This is a genomic window from Nocardia sp. NPDC050793 (genome assembly GCF_040654065.1).
Lineage (GTDB): Bacteria > Actinomycetota > Actinomycetes > Mycobacteriales > Mycobacteriaceae > Nocardia.
Map to the genome: position 1 here is coordinate 270,838 of NZ_JBFAHG010000006.1, position 22,037 is coordinate 292,874.

Below are 22,037 nucleotides of genomic sequence, written 5' to 3' on the forward strand. Positions count from 1 at the left end.
GGGGGCCGAATCGCGCACGGACCTGGTCAGCAGCCCTGGCCGACGAAGTTGCCGATGGTGCAGACGGATTCGCGGCTCAGCTTCCAGGTGCCGTCGATCTGCTTCCAGGTGAGATCGAAGGTCCACGGCTCGTAGCCGTCGGTGGCGGTGTACAGCACCGCGGACAGGGTGTCGCCATTGACCGACACCGGGCCGGTGACGTCCCAGCGCCAGCTCGCCGGGGCGAGGGCGATGAGGGTGGCCGCGGTGTCGAAGGTGGCCAGGCCGGCCTCGCCGTTCTCCAGCTCGGCGGCGCGGGCGGCGCGCGGCGCGCCCGCGTTGAACAGCACCGCCATCTTGGCGCGCAGCTCACCGGTGCTCGGCGCGTTCATGCGCAGCGGCGCGGTGATCGGCGCGGCCTCGGCGATCGCGGCGGTGGTGACGGTGCCGAACGTGCCGACCAGGGCGGCCGCGGCAAAGGCCACCGCGCCCAGCTTCTTTCGGGTGCTGATCATGAAGTACTTCCCATCGTTCTCGTGCCGGTGCGTTTCCCCGCTGTGGGGATCGACACTGCGGTTCACTGTAAGGTAAGCCTATGCAAACATGAAGGCGGGGGTTCGGTCGATGTGGGCGCGAACACGGATACGCGCGATGTGAGAGTGGGAGAACCGGTGGAAACACTTGTGGTGATCGGCGCGGGTCCGAAGGCGATGGCCGTCGCCGCCAAGGCGCACGTCTTGCGCGAGCTGGGACTGCCCGCACCGCGGGTCGTCGTGGTGGAAGCGCAGACGGTGGGCGGTAATTGGCTGCCGAGCGGCGGCTGGACCGACGGCCAGCACCGGCTCGGCACCAGCCCGGAGAAGGACGTGGGCTTCCCGTACCACTCCACCTGGGCGCGCGGCCACAACCGCGCGATCAACGAAGCCATGGCGGTGTTCAGCTGGACCTCCTTCCTGATCGACCAGGGCACCTACGCCGAGTGGATCGACCGGGGCCGCCCGAGCCCGCAGCACCACGTCTGGGCCAAGTACCTGCAGTGGGTCGCGGCGCGCGTCGATTTCGAACTCGTCCTCGGCACAGTGCGTTCCATCGCCGCCGCGGCCGACGGCTGGCTGATCACCTCGGTCGACGCCGACGGCATCCCCACCGAGATCGACGCCGACGCGCTGATGATCACCGGCCCAGGTCGCAGCGAGAAGGCGCTAGCCAAACATCCGAAAGTGCTCAGCGTCGCGGAATTCTGGGACCTCGCCGGCAAGCGCAAGCTGCCGGTCTCCTCGCGCGCCGCCGTCATCGGCGGCGGCGAGACCGCGGGCTCGGCGCTGGACGAGCTGGTGCGCCACGGCATGCTGTCCATCTCGGTGATCTCGCCGATGGCCACCATCTACACCCGCGGCGAAAGCTATTTCGAGAACTCGCTGTTCAGTGATCCGATCAAGTGGGGCTCGCTGAGCGCGGAGGAGCGCAGGGACGTCATCCGCCGCACCGACCGCGGCGTGTTCTCGGTGCGGGTGCAGGAGAGCCTGCTCGCCGACAACCGGGTGCACCACATGCAGGGCCGCGTCGTGCGGGTCGCCGATCGGGGCGAGGGTGTCGCGCTCACCCTGCGCAACGAGATGCGCCCCGACCAGGTGCACAACTTCGATCTGGTGATCGATGCGACCGGCGGGCAACCGCTGTGGTTCCTGGAGATGTTCGACGCCAACGCCGCCGACCTGCTGGAGCTCGCGGTCGGCGGGCAGCTGACTCAGTCGAGGATCGAGTCATCGATCGGCTACGACCTCGCCGTGCAGGGCCTGGACGCGAAGCTGTACCTGCCGAACCTCGCCGCGCTGGCGCAGGGCCCCGGATTCCCGAATCTCAGCTGCCTGGGCGAACTCTCGGACCGCGTGCTGCGTAGCGAAACGGTACGCCCTGCGCGCAGCGTGCGGGTCGAGGCGAGCGTCGCAGACAACAGTCAGCTACTTTAGCTCTTAATATAGGATAGCCTCAGCTTACTTCTACGAAGGGTGCACCTCATGCGCGTCGTATCGTTCGGCTTCCAGACCTGGGGTCGGCGGACCTTGCAGGCTCTCATCGATTCCAGGCACGAGGTCGTCCTCTCGGTCACCCATCCGGCGAGCGATCATTCCTACAAGGGGATCTGGGGCGACTCGGTCGAGGATTTGGCGCGCGAGCACGGCATTCCGGTGCACCTCACCGAGCGCGCCGACGCCGAGACCATCGACCTGGTGAAGCGAGCCGAGCCCGACATCATCGTGGTCAACAGCTGGTACACCTGGATGCCGCCGGAGCTCTACCAGCTGCCGCCGCATGGAACGCTGAACCTGCACGATTCGCTGCTGCCGAAATTCACCGGGTTCTCTCCGGTGCTGTGGGCGCTGATCAGCGGCGCGTCCGAGACCGGGCTGACCATCCATCGCATGGACGAGGGTCTGGACACCGGTGACATCATCGTGCAGAAGTCGCTGCCGATCGGCCCGACCGCGACCGGCACCGAATTGGTGCTCGCCGGAATGGATCTGATTCCGGAGGCGCTCAACGAGGCCCTCGACGCCATCGGCTCGGGTACCGCGGTCTGGCGTCCGCAGAACAAGGCCGAGCGGACCTTCTTCCACAAGCGATCCGATCGCGACAGCCGCATCGACTGGAGCTGGCCCGCCGTGGACTTGGAGCGCTTCGTGCGCGCACTGTCCGCGCCTTATCCGCCCGCCTTCGGCTACTACCGGGGTCAGCGGGTCGAGGTGCTCGCGGCCACCGTGTCGGAGGGCTGCTACGGCGGTACCGCCGGTCGTGTCGTGGTGCACGAGGACGGTGCCGCTGTGGTGTGCGGGCCGGAGGCGTTCCGCGGGAACAACCGCGCGCTGGTGATCACTCGCGTGCGCACGGCCGATGGGGTGGAGCGCTCCGCTGCCGAATTCTTCGCGCGCGGTGGGTATTTGACCGACGCCCCGGAGTGATCCGCACGAGCTGACAGGTGGGTCGCGAGAGAGATCTCGCGGCCCACACGCGTTTTCGATGGCTGTTCGCGCGGCCGTTTCCGCTCGCTGGCCGCGATCCCGGGCGGCGAAGTTACCCTAGCCTTACATCAGTAAGGTTACCCTATGCTAACGTCGCTGGGTGGCGTTGGCGGCCTGCCGTGTTTCGACGGCGGGCCGAACGACCATCGCAGCGATACCGTGATGCAGGAGCCGTGTAATGCCGAAAACCCTTGGTTGGATTCGCAAATTCCACAAGCCGAGCTCGGACTCGAGCCCGACATTGCTGATGTTTCCGCACGCGGGCAGCGGCGCCTCCGCCTACCGCGCCTTCTCCAAGGCGCTCAGCGAGAATTTCGACGTCATCATCTTCCAGTACCCGGGCCGTCAGGACAGGGCCGCCGAGCCGATGCCGGAGACCCTGCCCGAGGTGGCGGCCGGAGCGCTCGGCGCGTTCCTGGAGTCGGAGTATCACCGCGGCGCACCGGTCACGGTCTTCGGGCACAGCCTGGGCGCGATGATCGGATTCGAATTCGTCCGCCAGGCAGAGGCGGCGGGTGTCGAGGTCGACTTGTTCGGCGCCTCCGGCGCGGTCGCGCCGTTCCACGTCGTGGACATGCCCCAGCATCCGACGGAGGACGAAGAGCTGCTCGATCACCTGGCCGCGCTCAACGGCACCGGCGCGGACGTGCTGTCCAGCCGCGAGATCATGCGAATGACGCTGCCCGCGCTCAAGGCCGACTACGCCGCCTTCGACCGCTACGTCTGCGAGCCGGAGGTCCGGCTGCGCGCCAGGCTGCACGTCATGGGCGGCTCCGACGACGAGCACGTCACGGCGCGGCACTTGCAGGACTGGGCGACGCACAGCGAGCAGGACATCACCGTCACCCTTTTCGACGGCGGACATTTCTATCTGAACGACCACGTGGACGGCATCGCTGAATTGCTGACGTCCGAAGTTCTTTCCGCGAGATAGTTTCGCGAATTCGCACGTTAGGTTTGGCATGGCACGCGCTGTTTCGGGGGACGAAGATCACATTGTCATCGCCGGTATGGCGGTGGAGGCGCCGGGGGGCGTCGACAATCTGGACGATTTCTGGTCGGCACTCGCCGAATCACGGGAATTGATCGGGCCTTTCCCCCGGGATCGGGAATGGCCGCTGCGGGACGTTTTCTCCTTGCATCGCAGCGAAGGCTGGGGTTCGGTGCCCGATGCCGGTGGCTTCCTCACCGGGGCAACCGAATTCGATCCGCACTTCTTCGGGATCACGCCGCGCGAGGCGGTTGCCATGGATCCACAGCAGCGGGTCGCGTTGCGGGTGGCGTGGCGCGCGCTCGAGCACGCGGGCATCAACCCCGGCGCGCTGGCGGGTGACGAGGTGGGCTGCTTCATGGGCGCCTCGTTCACCGAATACGGCCCGCGCGCCGCGGAAGTCAACGAGTACAACGGGTATCGAGCCGTCGGCACTGCGCTCGGCGCGGTGGCCGGGCGCATCTCGCACGGCCTCGGCCTGGTCGGGCCCTCGGTCACCGTGGACACCGCGTGCGCGTCGTCGCTGACCGCCGTGCACCAAGCCGCGGCCGCCATCCGCTCCGGCGAATGCGACTGGGCGCTCGCGGGCGGCGTGTCCGTGATGGGTTCGCCCGCCGCGTTCTACGAATTCGCCAAGAACAACGCGCTGGCCGTGGACGGTCACCTGCGCGCCTACTCCAAGAGCGCCACCGGGACCCTGTGGGGTGAGGGCGCGGGCGTCGTCGTGCTGGAACGCGAGTCGCGGGCGCGCGAACTGGGCCACCGCGTGTACGCCAGGGTTTTGGCCACCAGGATCAACCACAACGGCAAGGGTGCGCCGATCGCGGTGCCGAGCGCGCAGGCGCAGGAAACGCTGGTGCGCAAGACGATCGACGCGGCAGGCATCGACCCGAGCCTGGTCGGCCTCGTCGAGGGGCACGGCACCGGAACGCCGGTGGGCGACCCGTTGGAGCTCACCGCGCTGTGCAACACCTACGGCGCCGATGCCGAGCGCGGACCACGGCTGGGCTCGGTGAAGACCAATGTCGGCCACGCCCAGGCCGCCGCGGGCATGCTCGGCCTGATCAAGGTGCTGCTGTGCGGCGCGAACGGCCACATCGCCCCGACCCTGCACGCGGACGACCCAGCCCCCGCGGTGGATTGGAGCGCGACCGGCCTGCGGCTGGCCACCGAGCTCGAACCGTGGGAAGCGCACGAGGGCGTCCGCTACGCCGCGGTCTCGTCGTTCGGCGTCGCGGGCACGAACGCGCACGCCATCCTGGCCATGCCGGTTCTGGAGGATATCGATGCCTGACTACCGTCTCCCGGACGGCGCCATTCCGGTGCTGCTGTCCTCCGATACCGCCGACGGGCTGCGCGCCGAGGCCGCGGCCGTGCTCTCCTACCTGGAGCGCCGTGACCGCGTGACGCCGGATGCCGTGGCGGACATGCTGTTTCGCACCAGGATCGCGCGCCGCCGTCGCGCACTGGCGATGGTGCACACCCGCGAGGAGTTGCTCGCCGCGCTGCGCGCCATCGTTGCGGACGCACCGCACCCGGCCGTCGTGAGCACCGTCGGACTCGCCGCACCGCGCCGCGTCGGCTTCGTCTTCCCCGGCCAGGGGAGCCAGCGTCCGGGCATGGGCCGGTCCTACTACGAGACGTCCCCGGTGTACCGGGCCGAGGTCGATGCCTGCGTCGAGATCCACGAGAAGCGCTACGGTCACATCGCGCCACTGCACTACCTGCTGGGCCACGAGGGCGAATACCAGGACACTGTCTGGGAAGTGCAGCCCGCCTTGATGTTCCACATGTCCGGCTTGGCCGCCATGTGGCAGGCATACGGGGTGCGGCCGGTCGCGACAATCGGCCACAGCCAGGGCGAACTAGCCGCTGGCTGGGTGTCGGGCGTCATGACTCGGCGCGACGCGGTGCTGGCCGTCACCCACCGGGCGCGGTTCGTGGACGAGATCGTGTACCCCGAGCAGTACTCGATGGCCGTGCTCGGCATGAACCGCGAGGAGTGCGAGGCGTTGCTGGCCAGGCATTCCGGCTGGGCCGAGCTCGCCGTCGTGAACGCGCCGCACATCCTTGCCATCTCCGGCGACCAGGACACCGTCGCCGACATGGTGGCGATGGCCAACGCCGCGGGGAAGTTCGCCAAGGAGATCAAGGTCGCCTACCCGGCGCACACCACGTTCCTGATCAGGATCCGCAAGGAGATGGAGTCGGTGCTCGGCGACGAGATGAGCGCGCCGACCTTCTCGCCCACCGAGATCACCTGCTACGGCGGCACTCTCGGCGGACCCATAACACCGGACATCACGCACCGGCAGTACTGGTACTGGAACCTGCGCAACCGCGTCCGGTTCGACCGCGCCGTCGTCGCCTCCACTGCCGAGGTCGACACCTTCATCGAGATCGCCGAACACCCCACGCTGCAACTGGCGCTGCAGGAGAACCTGGCCACCGTGCCGGACGACCCGGCCACCGGACCGCGCGACTTCCAGGTGCTCGGCACCTCGCGGCGCACTGCGGTCGGTCTGGACGATTTCACCCGCAACCTCGCGACCGTCGCCGTGCACGACCTGAACTACCCGTGGGAGAGCCTGCGGGTGGCTGACTCCGGCGTCCGGCTTCCGCTGCCGAACTTCCCGCACACCCAGATGTCGTCGAAGCGGCTGTGGGCGCCGTACCGGTCCGCCGACGAGACGGCGGGACCGGCCGAGGTCGCTCCGGTCCGTTTGGCGGAGAACTGGACTCGGCTCTCCCGGCGCACGCTGACGCCGCCGCGCACCGTAGCCCTCGTCGACCGCGACGGCCGCTGCGCCGAGCTGGCCGCCGCGTTGCGCGAGCGCGCCGAGCGGCACGGCGCGACGGTGACGATGTTCGACGGTTCGCCCGTCGAACAGGCCGACACGGTCGTGGTGCTGCTGCCGCCCAGCAGCGCCGTCGACGAGGCGGCCGCGGTTGCCGACTTCGCCGACTTCGCCACAGATCAGGGCTGGCTGACGGCCCTCGGTCCGCGCGTCACCGAGTGCTGGCTGGTGACGGCGGGCGCGGAAGCGGTGCGGGAGAACGAGATTCCCGCGCTCGCCGCCGCGGCGGCCGGTGCCGCCTTCCGCTGTGTCGCGCTGGAGCGCATCGGCGTCGCCTTCCGCCGCATCGACCTGCCCGCGGACTACCCGGCGCTGGAGCAGAAGCTGCCCGCCGATCGCATCCTGGAGGCGCTGCACCTGGCGGGCGAGCCCGAACTCGCGATGCGCGACGGCAAGCTGCACGCCAAGCGACTCGGCGTGGCCGAGCAGGCCAAGGCGTCCGCCGCTCCCGACCTCGCCGAGGTGCTGATTCTCGGCGGCACCGGACACGTCGGCCTGGAGTTCTGCGCGCGGTTCGTCCGCGACGGCGCCGCCCGGATCACCCTGGTGAACCGCAGCGGCGAGACCGCCGCGCTGACCGAGCGGCTGCGCGCCGTTCGCGCGCTCGGCGACACCGAGATCGACGTGCTGGCCTGCGATATCGGCGACTCCGCCGCCGTCGCCGAGCTGGCCGCCCGCTACGCGGACCGTCCGGTGACCCTGCTGGCGCACGCGGCCGTCGACTACGTGTACTCCGCCGCGACCGATTCCGACGCCGAGGCCGTGGCGCAGGCCGCCGCCGCCAAGGTGGTCGGTTTCGGCGAGGTGCTGCGTTCCCTGCCGATGGCGCCGACGGCGACCGTGCTGCTGTGCTCGTCCTTCGCCGCCACCCTCGGCGGCTGGGGGCAGGCGCTGTACGCGGGCACCAACCGCATGCTCGACGCCATGGCCTGGCGGCTGCGCGCCGAGGGCCGCGCGTGCACATCGGTGCAGTGGGGTCTGTGGGTGCTGCCCGCGGCGGCGGACGCGGCGGTCGAGGCCAGGATCGAAGGCTCCGGGCTGCTGCCCATGGCCGCCGCCGACGCGGTGGCGGCCGGACTGGCCGACACCTCCGCCAACAGCCTCGTGCTCGCGGCGGATTGGGCCAAGCTGCGCGGCGTCACCGAAACCGTCGGGCTGGAGCCGGTTTTCGCGCCCGCATTGGACGCGCTGGCCGAGCGGGTTGCCACGCCGACAGCGCCTGCCACGTCCACGCCGCTTGCTGCCCCTGCGGCACACGCGCAAGCCGAGACCATCACGGCTCCGGCGGTTTCCGCGCCCCAGGCTCCCGAAGCGGGCTTCGCCGAATGCATCCGCAGGGAGCTGGACCGGGTCATGCTCTCCGACGGCAGCGCGACCATCGACGGCTCGGTCCCGCTGGTCTCGCTGGGCATGGACTCGCTGCAGGCGCTCGACCTGCGCAAACGGCTCAAGGCCGAACTGAACCGCGACCTTCCGGTCGCCGCCATCCTCGGCGGCGCGTCCCTTGACGACGTCGTGTCGCTGATGTCCGAGAACAAAGGCTGAGGAGTCCGCTGGAATGTCGGAGACCACGCAGGCGTCCGAGCGCAAGGCGGCGCCCCCGCAGATCGAGGACGTGCTCGCCCTCAGCCCGTTGCAGGAGGGCTTGTTCTCGCTCGCCAAGCTGGCCGGTGACGACGACCTGTACAACATGCAGTTCGTGATCGAGGTCGCTGGCCCGGTCGACGTCGCGCTGCTGCGCCGCAGCGTCGAAGCGATCCTGCGTCGGCACGCCAACCTGCGCGCCGCGTTCTGGGACCGCGACGTGCCCAAGCCGGTGCAGATCGTGCCCAGCTCGGTGGAGCTGCCGTGGTTCGAAAGGACCGCCGACGAAAGGGAACTCGAGGCGATCGTGGCCTCCGAGGCGCGCCACGGATTCGATCTGTCTCGCGGCCCCGCGCTGCGCGTCGCGGTGGTCGCGCTGCCGGACGGGACGCGGCGGATGATCGTCACCGCCCACCACATCCTGATGGACGGCTGGTCGCTGGGCGTGTTCTTCCGCGAGCTGTTCGCGGTCTACGAGGCGGGCGGGTCGGCCGCCGCGCTGCCCGCGCCGCGCCCCTACCGCGACTACATCGGCTGGCTGGCCGCCCGCGACGCCGAGGCCACCCTGCACACCTGGGCCGGCTACCTCGCCGACGTGGACCCGCTGATTCTCGCCGACCGCGCCGACGCGGCGGTGAACACGATCGTGCCGACCATCCACAAGGTGGCGCTCGACCGCGCCGACACCGATCTGGTGCAGCGCTGGGCCCGCGCGAACGGACTGACCATGAACACGGTCGTCCAGTTCGCGTGGGCGATCGTGCTCGGCAGACTGACCGACCGCAGCGACGTAGTCTTCGGCACCACGGTCTCCGGCAGGCCGGACGAGCTGGCCGGTGTGGAGACCATGATCGGGCTCTTCATCAACACCATTCCGGTGCGTATCCGGCTCGACGAGCTGGAGGCCGCGGGCGGGGTGGCGCGCGGCTGCGCCCAGTTGCAGCGCGCGTCGGCGGCCATGCGCGACAACGGATATCTGAGTCTGTCCGCCATCCAGCGGGCCACCGGGCGCGGCGCCCTGTTCGACACGCTCTTCGTGTACGAGAACGCGCCGGTCGCCGACGTCCTTCAGGCGATCACCACCGCGGACGGCACCACATTCCGGCCGACCGCGTCGGAGAGCCTCACCCACTACCCGCTGGCGGTCGTCTCCTACCTGCTCGACGGCGAACTGGCCGTCGTGGTGGAGGCAGTCGAAGCGGTGCTCGGCGAGATCTCGCCCGCCGACCTCGGCGCGCGGCTGGTCGAGGTGCTGCGTCAGCTGCCCGACATCGGTGACGCGGGCCAGGATTCGCTCGACGTGCTGTTGCCGGGGGAGCGGCCGCAGCCGCCCGCGGCCATCGCCGACGACGTGCTCGGCGTGACGGTGCCGGAGCTGTTCGCCCGCCAGGTGGCCGCGACACCGGACGCACTGGCGCTGAGCACCGAGCACGAGCGCTATACCTACCGCGAGCTGTCCGAGGCCGCGCTGCGCCTGGCCGGTGGGCTGTCCGCGCGCGGCATCGGTCCGGAAGACGTTGTCGCCCTTGCCATGCCGCGCTCCGCGGAATCGATCATCGCGATCATGGGCGTGCTGGCCGCCGGCGCGGCCTATGTGCCCGTCGACATCACGCTGCCCGCCGCGCGGATCGAATCGATCCTGCGGCAGTCCGATCCGCGCCTGATCCTGATCGACGGCGCGGGCGTGCCCGCACTCGACAAGATCGAGTCGCTGCCGCCCGTCGAGTCGTTCGGCGCGGTCGTCACCGACTCCGCCGCGCTCACGGCCCCGGTGGCCGGTCATCCGGAACAGCGCGCGTACCTCATCTTCACTTCCGGCTCGACCGGAGAACCCAAGGGCGTCATGGGCACTCATGCCGCACTGGCCGCCTACTTCGCCGACCACCGCGACCGGGTGTACCGGCCCGCGACGGCCCGGCTCGGCAGGCCGCTGCGGATCGCGCACGCCTGGTCGCTGAGCTTCGACGCGTCCTGGCAGCCGATGATCGGCCTGCTGGACGGTCAATCGATCCACCTGTTCGACGCCGACGAGATGCGGGACGCGCAGCGTCTCGTCGACGGCATCGGCAGGCACGGCATCGACATGATCGACACCACACCGTCGATGTTCGCCCAGCTGGCCGCCGCGGGCTTGGTCGACGAGCGCGGCGCGGGTCTCGCGGTGCTCGCGCTCGGCGGCGAGGCCATCGGCGTGCCGCTGTGGAAGCAGCTGTGCGCCTTGCCGAACACGGCCGTGCACAATTGCTACGGCCCCACCGAGACCACGGTCGAAGCGGTGGTCGCGTCGGTGTCGGACCCGAAGGCGACGCCAACGATCGGACCGCCGACCACCGGAATGACCGGCTACGTCTTCGATTCCCGGCTGCGTCCGGTGCCGCACGGTGTCATCGGCGAGCTGTACCTCTCCGGCACCCAGCTGGCGCGCGGCTACGCGGGCCAGCCGGGCATCACCGCAGAGCGCTTCGTGGCCGATCCGTTCCGGCCCGGTCAGCGCATGTACCGCACCGGCGACCTGGTGCGGCGCTTGCCTTCTGGTGATTTCGCCTACCTGGGGCGCGCCGACGATCAGGTGAAGATCCGCGGGTATCGGATCGAGATCGGCGACATCGAGGCAGCGCTGCACGCGCTGCCCGGCGTGCGGGAGGCCGCGGTCCTGGTGCTGCGTCGCCCGAGCGGACCGGTGCTGGTCGGCTTCGTGGTCGGCGCGGAGATCGAATCTGTCCGGCTGCGTGCGGAACTCGCCGACAAGCTGCCGGGTTACATGGTGCCGCATCGCATCCTGGCCGTCGGCGCGCTGCCGGTCACCGGTAACGGCAAGCTCGACGCGCGCAGGCTCGAGGCGCTCGCGAACGCCGCGCTGGACAGCGCGGCGCCGACCACCGCGCCGACCACCGACACCGAACGCGCGCTCTGCGCGACCGTCGCCGAACTGACCGGCGGCGCCGAACCCGGTATCGACGACCACCTCGTCGAGCTGGGTCTGGACAGCATCGTCGCGATCTCGCTGGTGAACGCCTTGCGCCGCAAGGGCATCGCCACGAGCCCGCGTGCGGTGCTCACCGCGGGATCGATCCGGGAGCTCGCGGCGGCCGTCGACGCGGGCGCGGGCGGCGAACAGACCGGTACCGTCGCGGAGTACGGCTCGGTCGGTCAGGTGCCGATCCTGTCCTGGATGCACGAGTACGGCAACTACCGCAGACTGGCGCTGAACACCCTGCTGGAGTTGCCCGCCGACGTGGACGGCCCCCGCCTGGAAGCGGTGCTCCAGTCCCTGCTGGACGGCCACGACATGCTGCGTGCCCGCTTCGTCGAGACCGCGACGGGCTACGACGTCGTCACCCGGGAGCCGGGTGTCGTGCGCGCCGCGGAGATCTTGACGAAAATCGAAGCGGGCCAGAACTTCCCGATGGAACTCGGCGTGCACGCCCAAGCGGTCGCCGACGAGATCGACCCGCTCACCGGCGATCTGGTGCGCGCGGTCTGGTTCACCCGCGCCGACGCGCCGGATCTGCTGCTGATCGACATCCACCACCTCGCGGTGGATCCGGTGTCCTGGCACATCATCTGCGCGGACCTGGCAGCGGCGTGGGATCAGGTCGTGACGGGCACACCGGTGGCCGAACTCACGCCGCCGGTCGAATACACCGCGTATCGCACCTGGGCCGAGCGGACCCGCGCCCGCGCGGGCAGCGCGGAGGTCGCAGCGCAGCGTGAGTACTGGATCGCCCAGACGACCGCGCCGGACCCGGTGCTCGCCGCCAGGCGACCGGACCCGAGCACCGACACCTGGTCCTCCTACCGGGTGCAGCCGCTGTTCACCGCGCCGGAGACGACCGCGGCGGTGCTCGACGGGTTGACCGGCGAACTCGGCGTGCGCGAATTCCTGCTCGCGGCGCTGGCCGCGACCATGGCCACCTGGCGCCGCGAACGCGGCCAGGACGCCACCGGCGGCGCGTACCTCGCGATGGAGGGCCACGGCCGCGAAGACCAGGTGCTCGGCGCCGATGTCGACACCGCGCAGACGGTCGGCTGGTTCACCAGCGTCTTCCCCGCGCGCTTCGGCGCGGGCGCGGACGCGGTGGATGTGGCAGCAGCGGAACAGGATCCGGCTGCGGCGCGGGCCCTGCTCGACTCCGTCGCGTCGACGCTCGCCGCGGTGCCGAACAACGGTGTCGACTACGGCGTCCTGCGTTACCTCGAGGCCGATGCCGAACTCGCCGCGGCCCCCGAGCCGCAGGTGCTGTTCGACTACCTCGGCCGGATGGACCTAGCCGTCGCGCGCAAGCCGTGGTCGCCGGTCCACGAGGTGGAACTGTTCACCCAGTTGCCGACCGCACCCGAACCCGATTTCCCGCTCCGGTACGCCATGGACGTCATCGCGGGCGTGCAGCCCACCGACGCCGGGCCGCAGCTGGTCACCCTGCTGCGGTGGAGCGATGCCCTGTTCACCGCCGCGGACGTGGCGCGGCTCGCCGAGATCTGGCACGCCGCCGTCGCCGCGCTGACGTGCGCGATCGCGCCCGTCGCCGTCGGCGGACCTCCCGCGACACCCGCGTGAACCCGGAACCCCTAGCCCGTCAGCTGAATCGAAGGACCACCATGTCAGAGGACATTCTCGAGCGTCGTAAGCAGTTGCTGCAGCGCCGGTTGCGCGAAAACGCCGTGAAAGCGGCCGCGCCCGCACCGGTGCCCGCCCGCATCAGTGGCGAGCCGAGCCCGCTGTCGGACGCGCAGCGGCGCATGTGGTTCGTGCAGCGCCTCGACCCGGCCGACACCACGCTGAACGTGTGCGTCGCCTATCGGCTGACCGGATCGCTGGACGCCGAACGGCTGCGCGCGGCCTGCGCCGCCGTCCTCGCGCGGCACGAGGTGCTGCGCACCACCTACGGCGTCGACGCGGACGGCGAGCCGTTCCAGGTGTCCCGCGACGACGCCGAATTGCTCTGGCAGGAACACGATCTCAGCGCGCTGCCGGAGGCGAGCCGGAACCTGCGGGTCGAGGTGCTGGCCCGCCGCGAGTTCGCGCGGCCCTTCGACCTGACCACCGACCTGCCGCTGCGCGCGACGCTGGCGCGCACCGCGGCCGACGAGCACGTGCTGATCCTGGTCGTGCACCACGTCGGCTGGGACGACGACTCGTGGCCGGTGTTCTTCGCCGAGGTCAATGCCGCCTACCGCGGCGCGGACCTGCCGGAACTGCGCGCCCAGTACGTCGACGTCGAGGTCGGCGCGAGCAGTGGCTCCGAGGCCGATCTGGCCTGGTGGCGCGAGACGCTGACGCCGCTGCCCGAACGCCTCGAACTGCCGAGCAAGGCGGCGGTGAGCAGCCCGTCCAAGAACGCCGACCGGCGCGCCCGGCCGCTCGCGCCGGAGCTCATGGCGCAGGTCGCCGAGCTCGCGCGCGAGCACTCGGCCACGCCGTTCATGGTGCTGCTCGCCGCGTTCGAAGCGCTGATCCACCGGTACACGGCCGCCACCGATTTCCTCGTCTCGGTGCCCGTGGTCAACCGAGGCGCGGGCGCGCAGGGCCTGATCGGCTACTTCGGCAACGCCGTGCTGGTGCGCGCCGACCTGGACGGGTCCGCCGATTTCGCCGCGCTGCTGGAGCGGACCCGCACCGCCTGTGTCGGCGCGTTCGGCCACCAGGGGATCGGCATCGACCGCGTGGTCCGCGAGGTCGGCCCGGAGCGGGTGGCGGGCCGCGACGCGATGGCGCAGCTGGTGCAGCTCAGCTTCAGCGTGCGTGGCGAGGCCAACGGTTTCGACTTGGCGGGCGTCGAATCCGCCGAACTGCCGCTTGGCAGCGCGGTCGCTCAGGAGGAGCTGGGCCTGATGGTGGTGCTCGACAGCGCGGGCGCGCGGGTCGAGGCGACCTACCTGGTCGACGCGCTGGACGAGCACCTGGTCACCCAATTCCTCGACCACTACGTGCAATTGCTCGACAGCGCGCTGCGCGACCCTCGACTTCGCCTGCGCGACATCGACATTCTCGGCAATGCCGACCGCGCCGAACTGCTGGCCGTCTCGCACGGCCCGCTCGTCCCGACTCCGGCGACCACCCTGGTCGCCATGCTCGAGGACCGCGTCGCCGCCGCGCCCGAGCACGTCGCGGTGGCCTCCGACGACATCGAGCTCACTTTCGACGCGTTGAACCGGCGCGCGAACCGCTTGGCGCACTGGCTCATCGGCCGCGGCGTCGGTGCGGAAGACATCGTCGCGCTGCGCATGGCGACCTCCGTCGAGTTCATCCTCGCGTCCATCGCGGTGCTGAAGGCCGGTGCGGCCTATCTGCCGATCGACCCCGCGTACCCGGCCGACCGCATCGAGTACCTGCTCTCCGACGCCCGGCCCGAGCTGGTCCTCGATGTCGACGCACTCGCGGCAGCGGAAGCCGAGGCCGTAGATCGCCTCGACGCCAACCCGTCCGACATGGACCGCCGCGCGCCGCTGCACCCGTCGAACACGGCCTATGTCATCTACACCTCGGGCTCCACCGGCAAACCCAAGGGCGTGCCGGTCCCGCACGAGGCCATCGCAGAGCACCTGATCGGCTTCAACGACGAGTGGGACCTCACCCCGGACGACCGGGTGCTGCAGTCGACCTCGGTGAGCTTCGACGCCTCGCTGCTGGACATCTACGTCACGCTGACGGCGGGCGCTCGGGTCGTCGTGCCCAAACCGAACGCCTACCGCGACATCCCCTACGTCGCGGATCTGGTGACCCGCCACGGCATTTCGGTGCTGCACATGGTGCCCTCGATGCTGGCCACGTTCCTTGTGCTGCCGGAGGTCAACGATTGGCGCACGCTGCGGCACGTGCCGGTCGGTGGCGAGGCGCTGCCCGGCGAGGTCGCCGACCGGTTCGCGACCCAGTTCGACGCGGAACTGCGCAACCACTATGGCCCCACCGAGGCCGTCGTGTGCTCGACCCACATACCGGTGGAGGGGCCGCAGGGCACGGGGATCGTGCCGATCGGCCTGCCGAACCAGAACGTCTACGCGTACCTGTTGGACGGTGCGCTGCAACTCGTGCCCAACGGCGTCGTCGGCGAAATCTACCTGGGTGGTCGTCAGCTGGCCCGCGGCTATCTGCACCGGCCGGGCCTCAGCGCCGAGCGCTTCGTCGCCGACCCCTTCCTGCCCGGTGAACGGCTCTACCGCACCGGCGATTTGGCGCGCCGCAATGCCGCGGGCGAGATCGAATTCATCGGTCGCGCCGACGAACAGGTCAAGGTGCGCGGGCATCGGATCGAGCTCGGCGAGGTGGAGTCCACCGTCACCGATTACCCGGGCGCCGCGCACTGCGTCGTGATCGTGACCGAACACGAATCGCTCGGCCCGATCCTGGCCGGATACGTGGTGCCCGTGCCGGGGACGGAACTCGACCTCGACGAGGTGCGCGCGTTCGTCGCCGCGCGACTGCCGGAGTACATGGTTCCCGCGGCGCTCACCGTCATCGACGAAGTGCCGCTGACCGCGCACGGCAAACTCGACAAGCGCGCGCTGCCCGCCCCCGAACTCGCCGTGGCCCGCAGCTACCGGGAGCCGAAGACGCCCACCGAGATTCGCGTCGCCGCGCTGTACGCCGCCCTCTTCACCCGGGACCGGATCGGCGCCGACGACTCGTTCTTCGAACTCGGCGGGCACTCGCTGCTCGCGGCCCGCCTGATCACCATGATCCGCGCCGAGTTCGGCATCGAGATCGATATGCGCGTGCCGTTCGACAAGCCGACCGTCTCCGGCCTCGCGGCCCACCTGGTCGCATCGTTCCTCGACGAATTCGGCATCGACCTCGACGAACTCGGCGAGACCGAGGCGTCGGGCGCCGATCAGGCCGCCGCCGAGGCGCGAACCTCGGCCGGGCCGGAACTGGCGCGCAGGGAGCGGCCCGAGCACATCCCGCTGTCCTACTCGCAGCGCGCGTACTGGTTGCAGCGGCGGATGGAGGGCTCGATCGACGGCGAGAATGTCACCTATCCGATCCGGCTCGAAGGACCCCTCGACAGGGCAGCGCTGTTCGCCGCGATCGACGACGTGGTGGCCCGCCACGAATCGCTGCGCACCACGTTCCCCGAGCACGAGGGCACGCCGTACCAGCTCGTGCACCCGTTCGAGCACGTCGAGGTTCCGGTGCTCGATCTCGACGGCAGTGAGGCCGCGCTCGACACGGAACTGTCCGCGGACGCCGAGTACGTCTTCGATCTGCAGGCCGAGCCGCTGTTGCGGCTTCGGCTACTGGCGCTGGATCCGGGCACGCACGTGTTGTCGATCCTGATGCACCACATCATCGCCGACCGCCGGTCCTGCCAGATCTTCGTCGACGACCTCACCGTGGCTTACCGCGCCAGGGTGCGTGGCACGGCTCCGGACTGGCCGGAACTGGCCATTCAGTTCCCCGATTTCGCGATGTGGCAGCGTGAGGTCTTCGACCGGGGACCCGATCGCGCGGTCAGCGAGCTGGGTCAGGCGCAATTGGATTACTGGCGCGAGGCGCTGGCCGGGCTGCCGGACGAGATCGCAGTCGGACACGACCGTCCGCGTCCGCAGGTGCTGGGGCGCAACGGCATCGCCACGGTCCGGACCGTGCCCGCCGCGATCTGGGAGAAGGCCAGGGCCACGGCCGAGGCAGCGGGCGCCACGGAATTCATGCTCTGCCAGGCAGTGGGCGCGGTGACGCTGAACGCGCTCGGCGCCGGTGACGACCTGGCCATCGGCGCGGCGGTCGCCAACCGGATCGGCGAGGCGACCGACGACCTGATCGGTTTGTTCGCCAACGTGGTCGTGCTGCGCAACGACGTCTCGGGCGACCCGACCCCGCGGGTCGTGCTGGACCGGGTGCGCGACGCGGCGCTGGACGCGATCAGCCGCCAAGGCGTGCCGTTCGAGCGACTGGTCGAGACGATCAACCCGCCGCGCTCGCTCGCACGAAACCCGTTGTTCCAGGCGATGATGCACGTCCGGCACCGCCAGGCGCCGGTCGCGTTCAGCGAGGACGGCGCGACCACGGTGCGCGACATCGCCAAGTTCTACGACGTGTCGTTCATGGATTTCCACTTCGACTACACCGTGGACATCACCGGCGACCTGATCGCGCGCGTCGTGGTCAATCCCGATCTGTACGAGGCCGCGACCGGCGAAGTCTTCGCCGACGTGCTCATTCGGGTACTCGAAGCGTTCGCCGAGCGGCCCGATCGGGCGCTCACCGAGCTGGATGTGCTGGGCGGCCAGTGGGATCCGGCCAGATCGGTCGTGCACATGACGCCCGCGCCCGCGCGGTTGACCGGCGGCGAGAACGAGGCGCCGCAGACCGACACCGAGCGGACGCTGATCGCCATCCTGGAGGAGCTGCTGGAGATCACCGACGTCGGCCGCGACGACGGGTTCTTCGGCCTCGGCGGTGACAGCGTCATCGCCATCCAGTGGGCGGCGCGGGCAGGCGAGGCGGGTCTGCCGCTGACCCCGCAGCTGGTGTTCGAATACTTCACCATCGCCGAACTGGCCGCCGCGGTCGACGAGGCGGCCGCGAATCCGCCCGCCGCGGACGGCGAGGAGGGCGAGCACCGGCACGAAGCGATGTCGGTGTCCGGCCTGGACCAGGATGCCCTTGCCGCGCTGCAGAGTTCCTGGGCGGCGCAGAACTGATGCTGACCGGTCGGCCGGTCTCCGATCGGCCGACCGGGGCGTCTGTCGCTACATGGGAAACGACCGATAGCGTCGGGAGCGATGTACTCCGCCCCGACCGTCGTCTCGAACCTCGCGCCCAGACCGGCCGCCCGCGCCAGGGTGGAGCTGTCGTGACCGCGCGAACTGTGGCGGCTTGCGTCCCGGTGGGGTGTCCGGCGTGAGTGGCGCGGCGCCGATGTGGCTGATGGTCCCGGTGTTCGTGCTACAGGTCGCGGTCACGGTCGGCCGCTGGCTGCTGGTGAACGAAACCCCCGCCGACGGACTCATCAACCGGGCGTTGAGTTTCAGCGCGGTGTGCGTATTCGCCGCGCTGTGGGACACCGACCTGGGCTCCGACGGCTACCCGAGCCGGGTCTTCCTCGTCTGCGGTGTGCTGGCGTTGGCCAGCGTGTACGGCTTGGCCGAGCTGTTCGACGGCGCCGACCCCGCGGCGGCCCGTCGCAGGCAGTGGGCCTACGACGCGTTCGCGGTGAGCGGCGCGGTGTTGCTGTTGCTCGGCGACGGTCTCGCCTCGCCTGCGAATTGGTGGCGGACCCTGCTCTGGGTCGCGGTCTTCCAGGTGCCGATGGCCGCCGCGGGGGTGCGCACTATGCGCGCGTGCCTGCGCGAAATGCCGCGCGCGCGTTCGCTGCGGGAACGGATTGCTTACTCGGCGCTGCTGGTGACCGCCGCCTACTGGTGCGCCGCCGCCCTTTTCGCAACGGCCACATCGATTCTGCGCGGCGTCACCTATCCCACCCAGTGGACCGTGACCTCGTGCCTGGTCTACCTGTTCGTCACATTGCTCACGGCCGTGCCGCTGGTTCGGGCCGCGGGCGCGCACAGCGGCCTCGACCGCACCGGGCGAGAACTACGCACCTTGCACCCCCTGTGGCGGGACCTCACGACCGCCGTTCCGGAAGTCGTGCTGCGCCCACCGGCCGGGCGGACCACCGAACCGGACTCGCGTCTCTATCGCATGGTCGTCGAGACCAGGGACGCGCTGCAGCACCTGCGGATGTACATGCCGCTGGACAACTCCGGCGAGCCGAGCATCGCGGCCTACGCGCGGCAGATCGCGCAAGCCGTCGACGCCAAGGCAGCCGGAGCCACGCCGTCGGCAGGCCGGGCGGCCAGGGAGAACCGGTATGCGGGCCAGGACCTGAACGCGGAACTCCTACACCTGCTCGAGTTGGCCAGGGCCTGGCCGGGCGCGCTCAGCCAGCCCGCGCGGGCGAGCCGACGATGATGCTGCCGACGTTGCATTCCTCGAGTTCGTTCACGCCTGCGGCGGAGACGAACGCGGCGGTGTCGCTGAAGCCCTGAGCGCACGCGCCGAGACCCATCGCGGTGGCCGCGAGATACACCGTCTGCATGAGCACGCCCACGTGCTTGAGAATGCTCGCGTAGGCGACCTGCTCGTAGGTCCACATCACCCGCCCGGAGCGCGCGGCCATCAGCAGCACCAGCTGCGGTTCGCCGCCGTCGACCAGCGTGGCCGAGGTGGAGCGGATCAGCTTCTGTACGGCGGGCGAGTCGGCGGGGGCGACCGGACGCAGCACGTGATCGAACGAATCGTAGTGGTACATCCCGGGTTCCAGACCCGCTACGTTGCGCACGATCGGGTACAGCTCCAGCTCGTACACGCTGCCGCCCGACGGATACGGGCGCGACGTGAGCTCCTCGCCCTCGGCGACCTGGCGGACCGAGCGGGTGCGGGCGGTGCGGTACAGCAACTCGGCGAGCTGGTCGACGGTCATCGGCGCGGCGTCGTCGAAATCGCGGCACGAGACGCGGTCTTCGAGCACGTCGGTGAGGCTGGGGTCGGCGATGCGCAGCTTGTCCAGGTCCGGCTTCGCCAGCGGGACCGCCGCGCCGGGGTAGTTCGGCTTGCGCGCGGGCGGTTGCGGGAAGGACGGCTTGCCCCACTTGGTGGGGCCGAAATGCTCCCAGGTGATGGTGCGCGGACCGAGCGTGCTGCGGCGGTGGAACCACAGGTCGGGCGCGCTCCAGCTGCGGGTCGTGAACTCGCGTTCCTCGGTGGCCGGATCGGCGACCAGGAAGCCGCACCAGTGCAGGTCGGCGGCGAGCTGGGACTTGATTGCGATGGGCAGGGTGGAGTCGGCCGCGCCGGGGCCGTCCAGCAGGCCGAGCAGGCGCGGGTCGTGGATGCGCAGATCACACCAGGCCAGCGGATGCTCCAGCACGAAGCCCTGCGAGTCGCGGTGCAGCACCGCGAATTTCGACAGGGTCGCCGACCACGGCAGCGCGTTCGTCGGGCGGGCGGGCGGATTGGCGAATGGCCGGATGGTGTAGAGATCGCGCCCGCCGTCGCGCACGGTGACCGACAGCCAGCCGCCGTCGGTCAGCTGCTCCACCAGCTCGCCGACCCCGTCGCCGCCGTTCTGACCAGCCATCTCGCCGAGCGTCGACGGGCCCTGGTTCAGCGTCTTCAGCGCTTGCACCTGGGCCGCGCCGAGGCCGGTGAGTTTCTGGTTGTTCGGCGGATTCAGCAGCACCGCACCCGTCGGCACGGTGACGCAGGTGACGCCGTCGCGTAGGGCGAACCGGGTCTGGTCGGGATAGGTGACGGCGGGCACCGGGAAACTCCTCTTGCTTCTTGCGTTTTCGGTTACTTCGCGATGTTGGCCAGCGCGGGCGACAACTTGTCCAGGATGAACGGGATGGACAGCACGGTCGGCTGGTTGACCGCGGTGATCTCCTGTGTGGTGAGGAAGACGACCGCGTCCTTCTTCGCCGCGGGCAGCTCGGCGTAACCGGGCAGCTGGCGCCACTTTTCGTCCATTCCCGCCGAGTAACCGGCGAGCAGCAGGTCGGCGGTGAGCTCGTTGATGCGCTCCGGCGACAGCGCGACGCGGCCCTGGTTGGCGGGCAGGTCGACGAGGTTCTTCGGAATGCCGAGGCCGAGCTGGGCGAACACCTTGGCAGAACCGTCGTTCGGGTCGTTGAGCACCATCAGCTGGGTCATGCTGGCCAGCCAGGTACTGGCGAAGGTCTTGCCCTTCAGGCCCGGATTCGCGGTGGTGAGGCCCGCGATCTTGTCGTTCACGCCCGCGATGAGCTTTGTCGCCTCGTCCTGCTTGTGCAGCACCTTGCCGAGCGTGGTCACCAAATCCTGCCAGGGCGTGATGATCTCCTTGCTCAGGCCGGGCAGGGTCGGCGCGACCTTGGAGAACTCGTCGTAGTTCTTCTGGTCGGCGATGAAGGAGTCGGCCAGGATCAGGTCCGGTTCCAGCGCGGCGACCTGTTCGGCCAGGTTGCCGGTGGTGCTCAGCGGTTTCGCGGTCTCGCCGATCTTGGGCTGCCATGGCGGCGCGCCCTTGCCGAGCACGGCGACGTTGTCGATGTAGGCGGCGGGCGTCACGCCCAGCGCGATGCTGGTGTCGAGCCACTGGTTTCCGAGCACGACGATCTTCTTCGGGACACCGGTGATGGTGGTCTCGCCCCTGACGTGGCTGACGGTGATGGACTCGCCGTCGCCGCTCGCCGCGTCGCTCGACGATCCGCAGGCGGTGACGCCGAGGGCCATGGCGCCGGCCAGCACGGCCACCGCCGCCCGCGCCCAACCGCGGGACGCCCGAACAGACCTCATCGTTGAACCCTCCTTCATCGAGGAACTCCTCGATCGGCCCTTTCCGAGCCAGCAGATTAAGTCAGCCAAGCCTAACCTATCCATATCCGGTGAGGGCCCCCGGTCGAATCCCCGAACGCCGTCGCTACGAGATCGAGGAAGTGCGCGAGTTCCGCCTGGATGCGCACGCGGGAGAGTATCGCCTGCACCGGTTGCACCGGGAAGGCTCTCTCGAGTTGGAGCACGTGGTGCTCGGCGAGATCGGATTCGCCGACCTGGTCCGCTAGCGGACGGACGCCTCCGGGGGTGACCCGTTACCGACGTCCGTCGGTGCAGAGGCCGATAGTGTG

The 22,037-nt window shown here is 70.0% G+C and carries 12 protein-coding genes; 9 read left to right on the top strand and 3 right to left on the bottom strand.

The window, feature by feature from the left end; all coding sequences use genetic code 11:
* Positions 1-26: 26 nt before the first annotated feature.
* Positions 27-494: a hypothetical protein gene (locus AB0H50_RS22635; RefSeq protein WP_357455885.1), complete on the bottom strand. Its 468-nt coding sequence runs from the start codon at positions 492-494 to the stop codon at positions 27-29.
* A gap of 156 nt (positions 495-650) precedes the next feature.
* On the opposite strand from AB0H50_RS22635, the gene AB0H50_RS22640 reads away from it, so the two are divergent.
* The 8 genes from AB0H50_RS22640 (at position 651) to AB0H50_RS22675 (ending at position 19,344) form a co-directional block, all read left to right on the top strand.
* Entirely contained in the window at positions 651-1,949 is a 1,299-nt protein-coding gene (locus AB0H50_RS22640) for a SidA/IucD/PvdA family monooxygenase (protein WP_357455888.1), read from the top strand.
* Positions 1,950-1,997: 48 nt separating this feature from the next.
* Positions 1,998-2,939, top strand: a complete 942-nt coding sequence (locus AB0H50_RS22645) for a methionyl-tRNA formyltransferase (RefSeq protein ID WP_357455891.1) — start codon at positions 1,998-2,000, stop codon at positions 2,937-2,939.
* Between the two features lie 238 nt (positions 2,940-3,177).
* Complete coding sequence (locus tag AB0H50_RS22650; RefSeq protein ID WP_357455893.1) at positions 3,178-3,933, top strand: alpha/beta fold hydrolase; 756 nt, start codon at positions 3,178-3,180, stop codon at positions 3,931-3,933.
* Positions 3,934-3,961: 28 nt separating this feature from the next.
* Positions 3,962-5,284 (top strand): polyketide synthase, encoded by a 1,323-nt coding sequence (locus tag AB0H50_RS22655; protein ID WP_357455896.1) that lies wholly within the window; start codon positions 3,962-3,964, stop codon positions 5,282-5,284.
* Positions 5,277-8,393, top strand: coding sequence for a nocobactin polyketide synthase NbtC (nbtC, locus tag AB0H50_RS22660; protein WP_357455899.1), 3,117 nt, complete (start codon positions 5,277-5,279; stop codon positions 8,391-8,393). Before AB0H50_RS22655 ends, nbtC begins: the two co-directional genes overlap by 8 nt.
* Before the next feature lie 13 nt (positions 8,394-8,406).
* Complete coding sequence (locus AB0H50_RS22665) at positions 8,407-12,990, top strand: amino acid adenylation domain-containing protein (protein WP_357455902.1); 4,584 nt, start codon at positions 8,407-8,409, stop codon at positions 12,988-12,990.
* 41 nt (positions 12,991-13,031) lie between these two features.
* On the top strand, positions 13,032-18,074 hold the full coding sequence (locus AB0H50_RS22670; protein WP_357455905.1) for an amino acid adenylation domain-containing protein: 5,043 nt from the start codon (positions 13,032-13,034) through the stop codon (positions 18,072-18,074).
* 199 nt (positions 18,075-18,273) lie between these two features.
* Positions 18,274-19,344 (top strand): MAB_1171c family putative transporter, encoded by a 1,071-nt coding sequence (locus tag AB0H50_RS22675; RefSeq protein ID WP_357455908.1) that lies wholly within the window; start codon positions 18,274-18,276, stop codon positions 19,342-19,344.
* Here AB0H50_RS22675 and AB0H50_RS22680 read toward each other — a convergent pair.
* Together AB0H50_RS22680 and AB0H50_RS22685 are read right to left on the bottom strand one after the other, a co-directional pair.
* Positions 19,313-20,695, bottom strand: a complete 1,383-nt coding sequence (locus AB0H50_RS22680; RefSeq protein ID WP_357455911.1) for a SagB family peptide dehydrogenase — start codon at positions 20,693-20,695, stop codon at positions 19,313-19,315. The genes AB0H50_RS22675 and AB0H50_RS22680 overlap by 32 nt on opposite strands.
* 32 nt (positions 20,696-20,727) lie before the next feature.
* Positions 20,728-21,708, bottom strand: a complete 981-nt coding sequence (locus tag AB0H50_RS22685; protein ID WP_357455914.1) for an ABC transporter substrate-binding protein — start codon at positions 21,706-21,708, stop codon at positions 20,728-20,730.
* Positions 21,709-21,797: 89 nt separating this feature from the next.
* On the opposite strand from AB0H50_RS22685, the gene AB0H50_RS22690 reads away from it, so the two are divergent.
* Entirely contained in the window at positions 21,798-21,974 is a 177-nt protein-coding gene (locus AB0H50_RS22690) for a hypothetical protein (RefSeq protein ID WP_357455917.1), read from the top strand.
* Positions 21,975-22,037: the final 63 nt, after the last annotated feature.

What these genes read in the sequence shown, in the direction of transcription:
- AB0H50_RS22665 (WP_357455902.1), top strand. Translation starts at nt 8,407, where the DNA reads ATGTCGGAGACCACGCAGGCGTCCGAGCGCAAGGCGGCGCCCCCGCAG.
- nbtC (WP_357455899.1), top strand. Translation starts at nt 5,277, where the DNA reads ATGCCTGACTACCGTCTCCCGGACGGCGCCATTCCGGTGCTGCTGTCC.
- AB0H50_RS22635 (WP_357455885.1), bottom strand. Translation starts at nt 494, where the DNA reads ATGATCAGCACCCGAAAGAAGCTGGGCGCGGTGGCCTTTGCCGCGGCC.
- AB0H50_RS22655 (WP_357455896.1), top strand. Translation starts at nt 3,962, where the DNA reads ATGGCACGCGCTGTTTCGGGGGACGAAGATCACATTGTCATCGCCGGT.
- AB0H50_RS22645 (WP_357455891.1), top strand. Translation starts at nt 1,998, where the DNA reads ATGCGCGTCGTATCGTTCGGCTTCCAGACCTGGGGTCGGCGGACCTTG.
- AB0H50_RS22670 (WP_357455905.1), top strand. Translation starts at nt 13,032, where the DNA reads ATGTCAGAGGACATTCTCGAGCGTCGTAAGCAGTTGCTGCAGCGCCGG.
- AB0H50_RS22685 (WP_357455914.1), bottom strand. Translation starts at nt 21,708, where the DNA reads ATGAGGTCTGTTCGGGCGTCCCGCGGTTGGGCGCGGGCGGCGGTGGCC.
- AB0H50_RS22650 (WP_357455893.1), top strand. Translation starts at nt 3,178, where the DNA reads ATGCCGAAAACCCTTGGTTGGATTCGCAAATTCCACAAGCCGAGCTCG.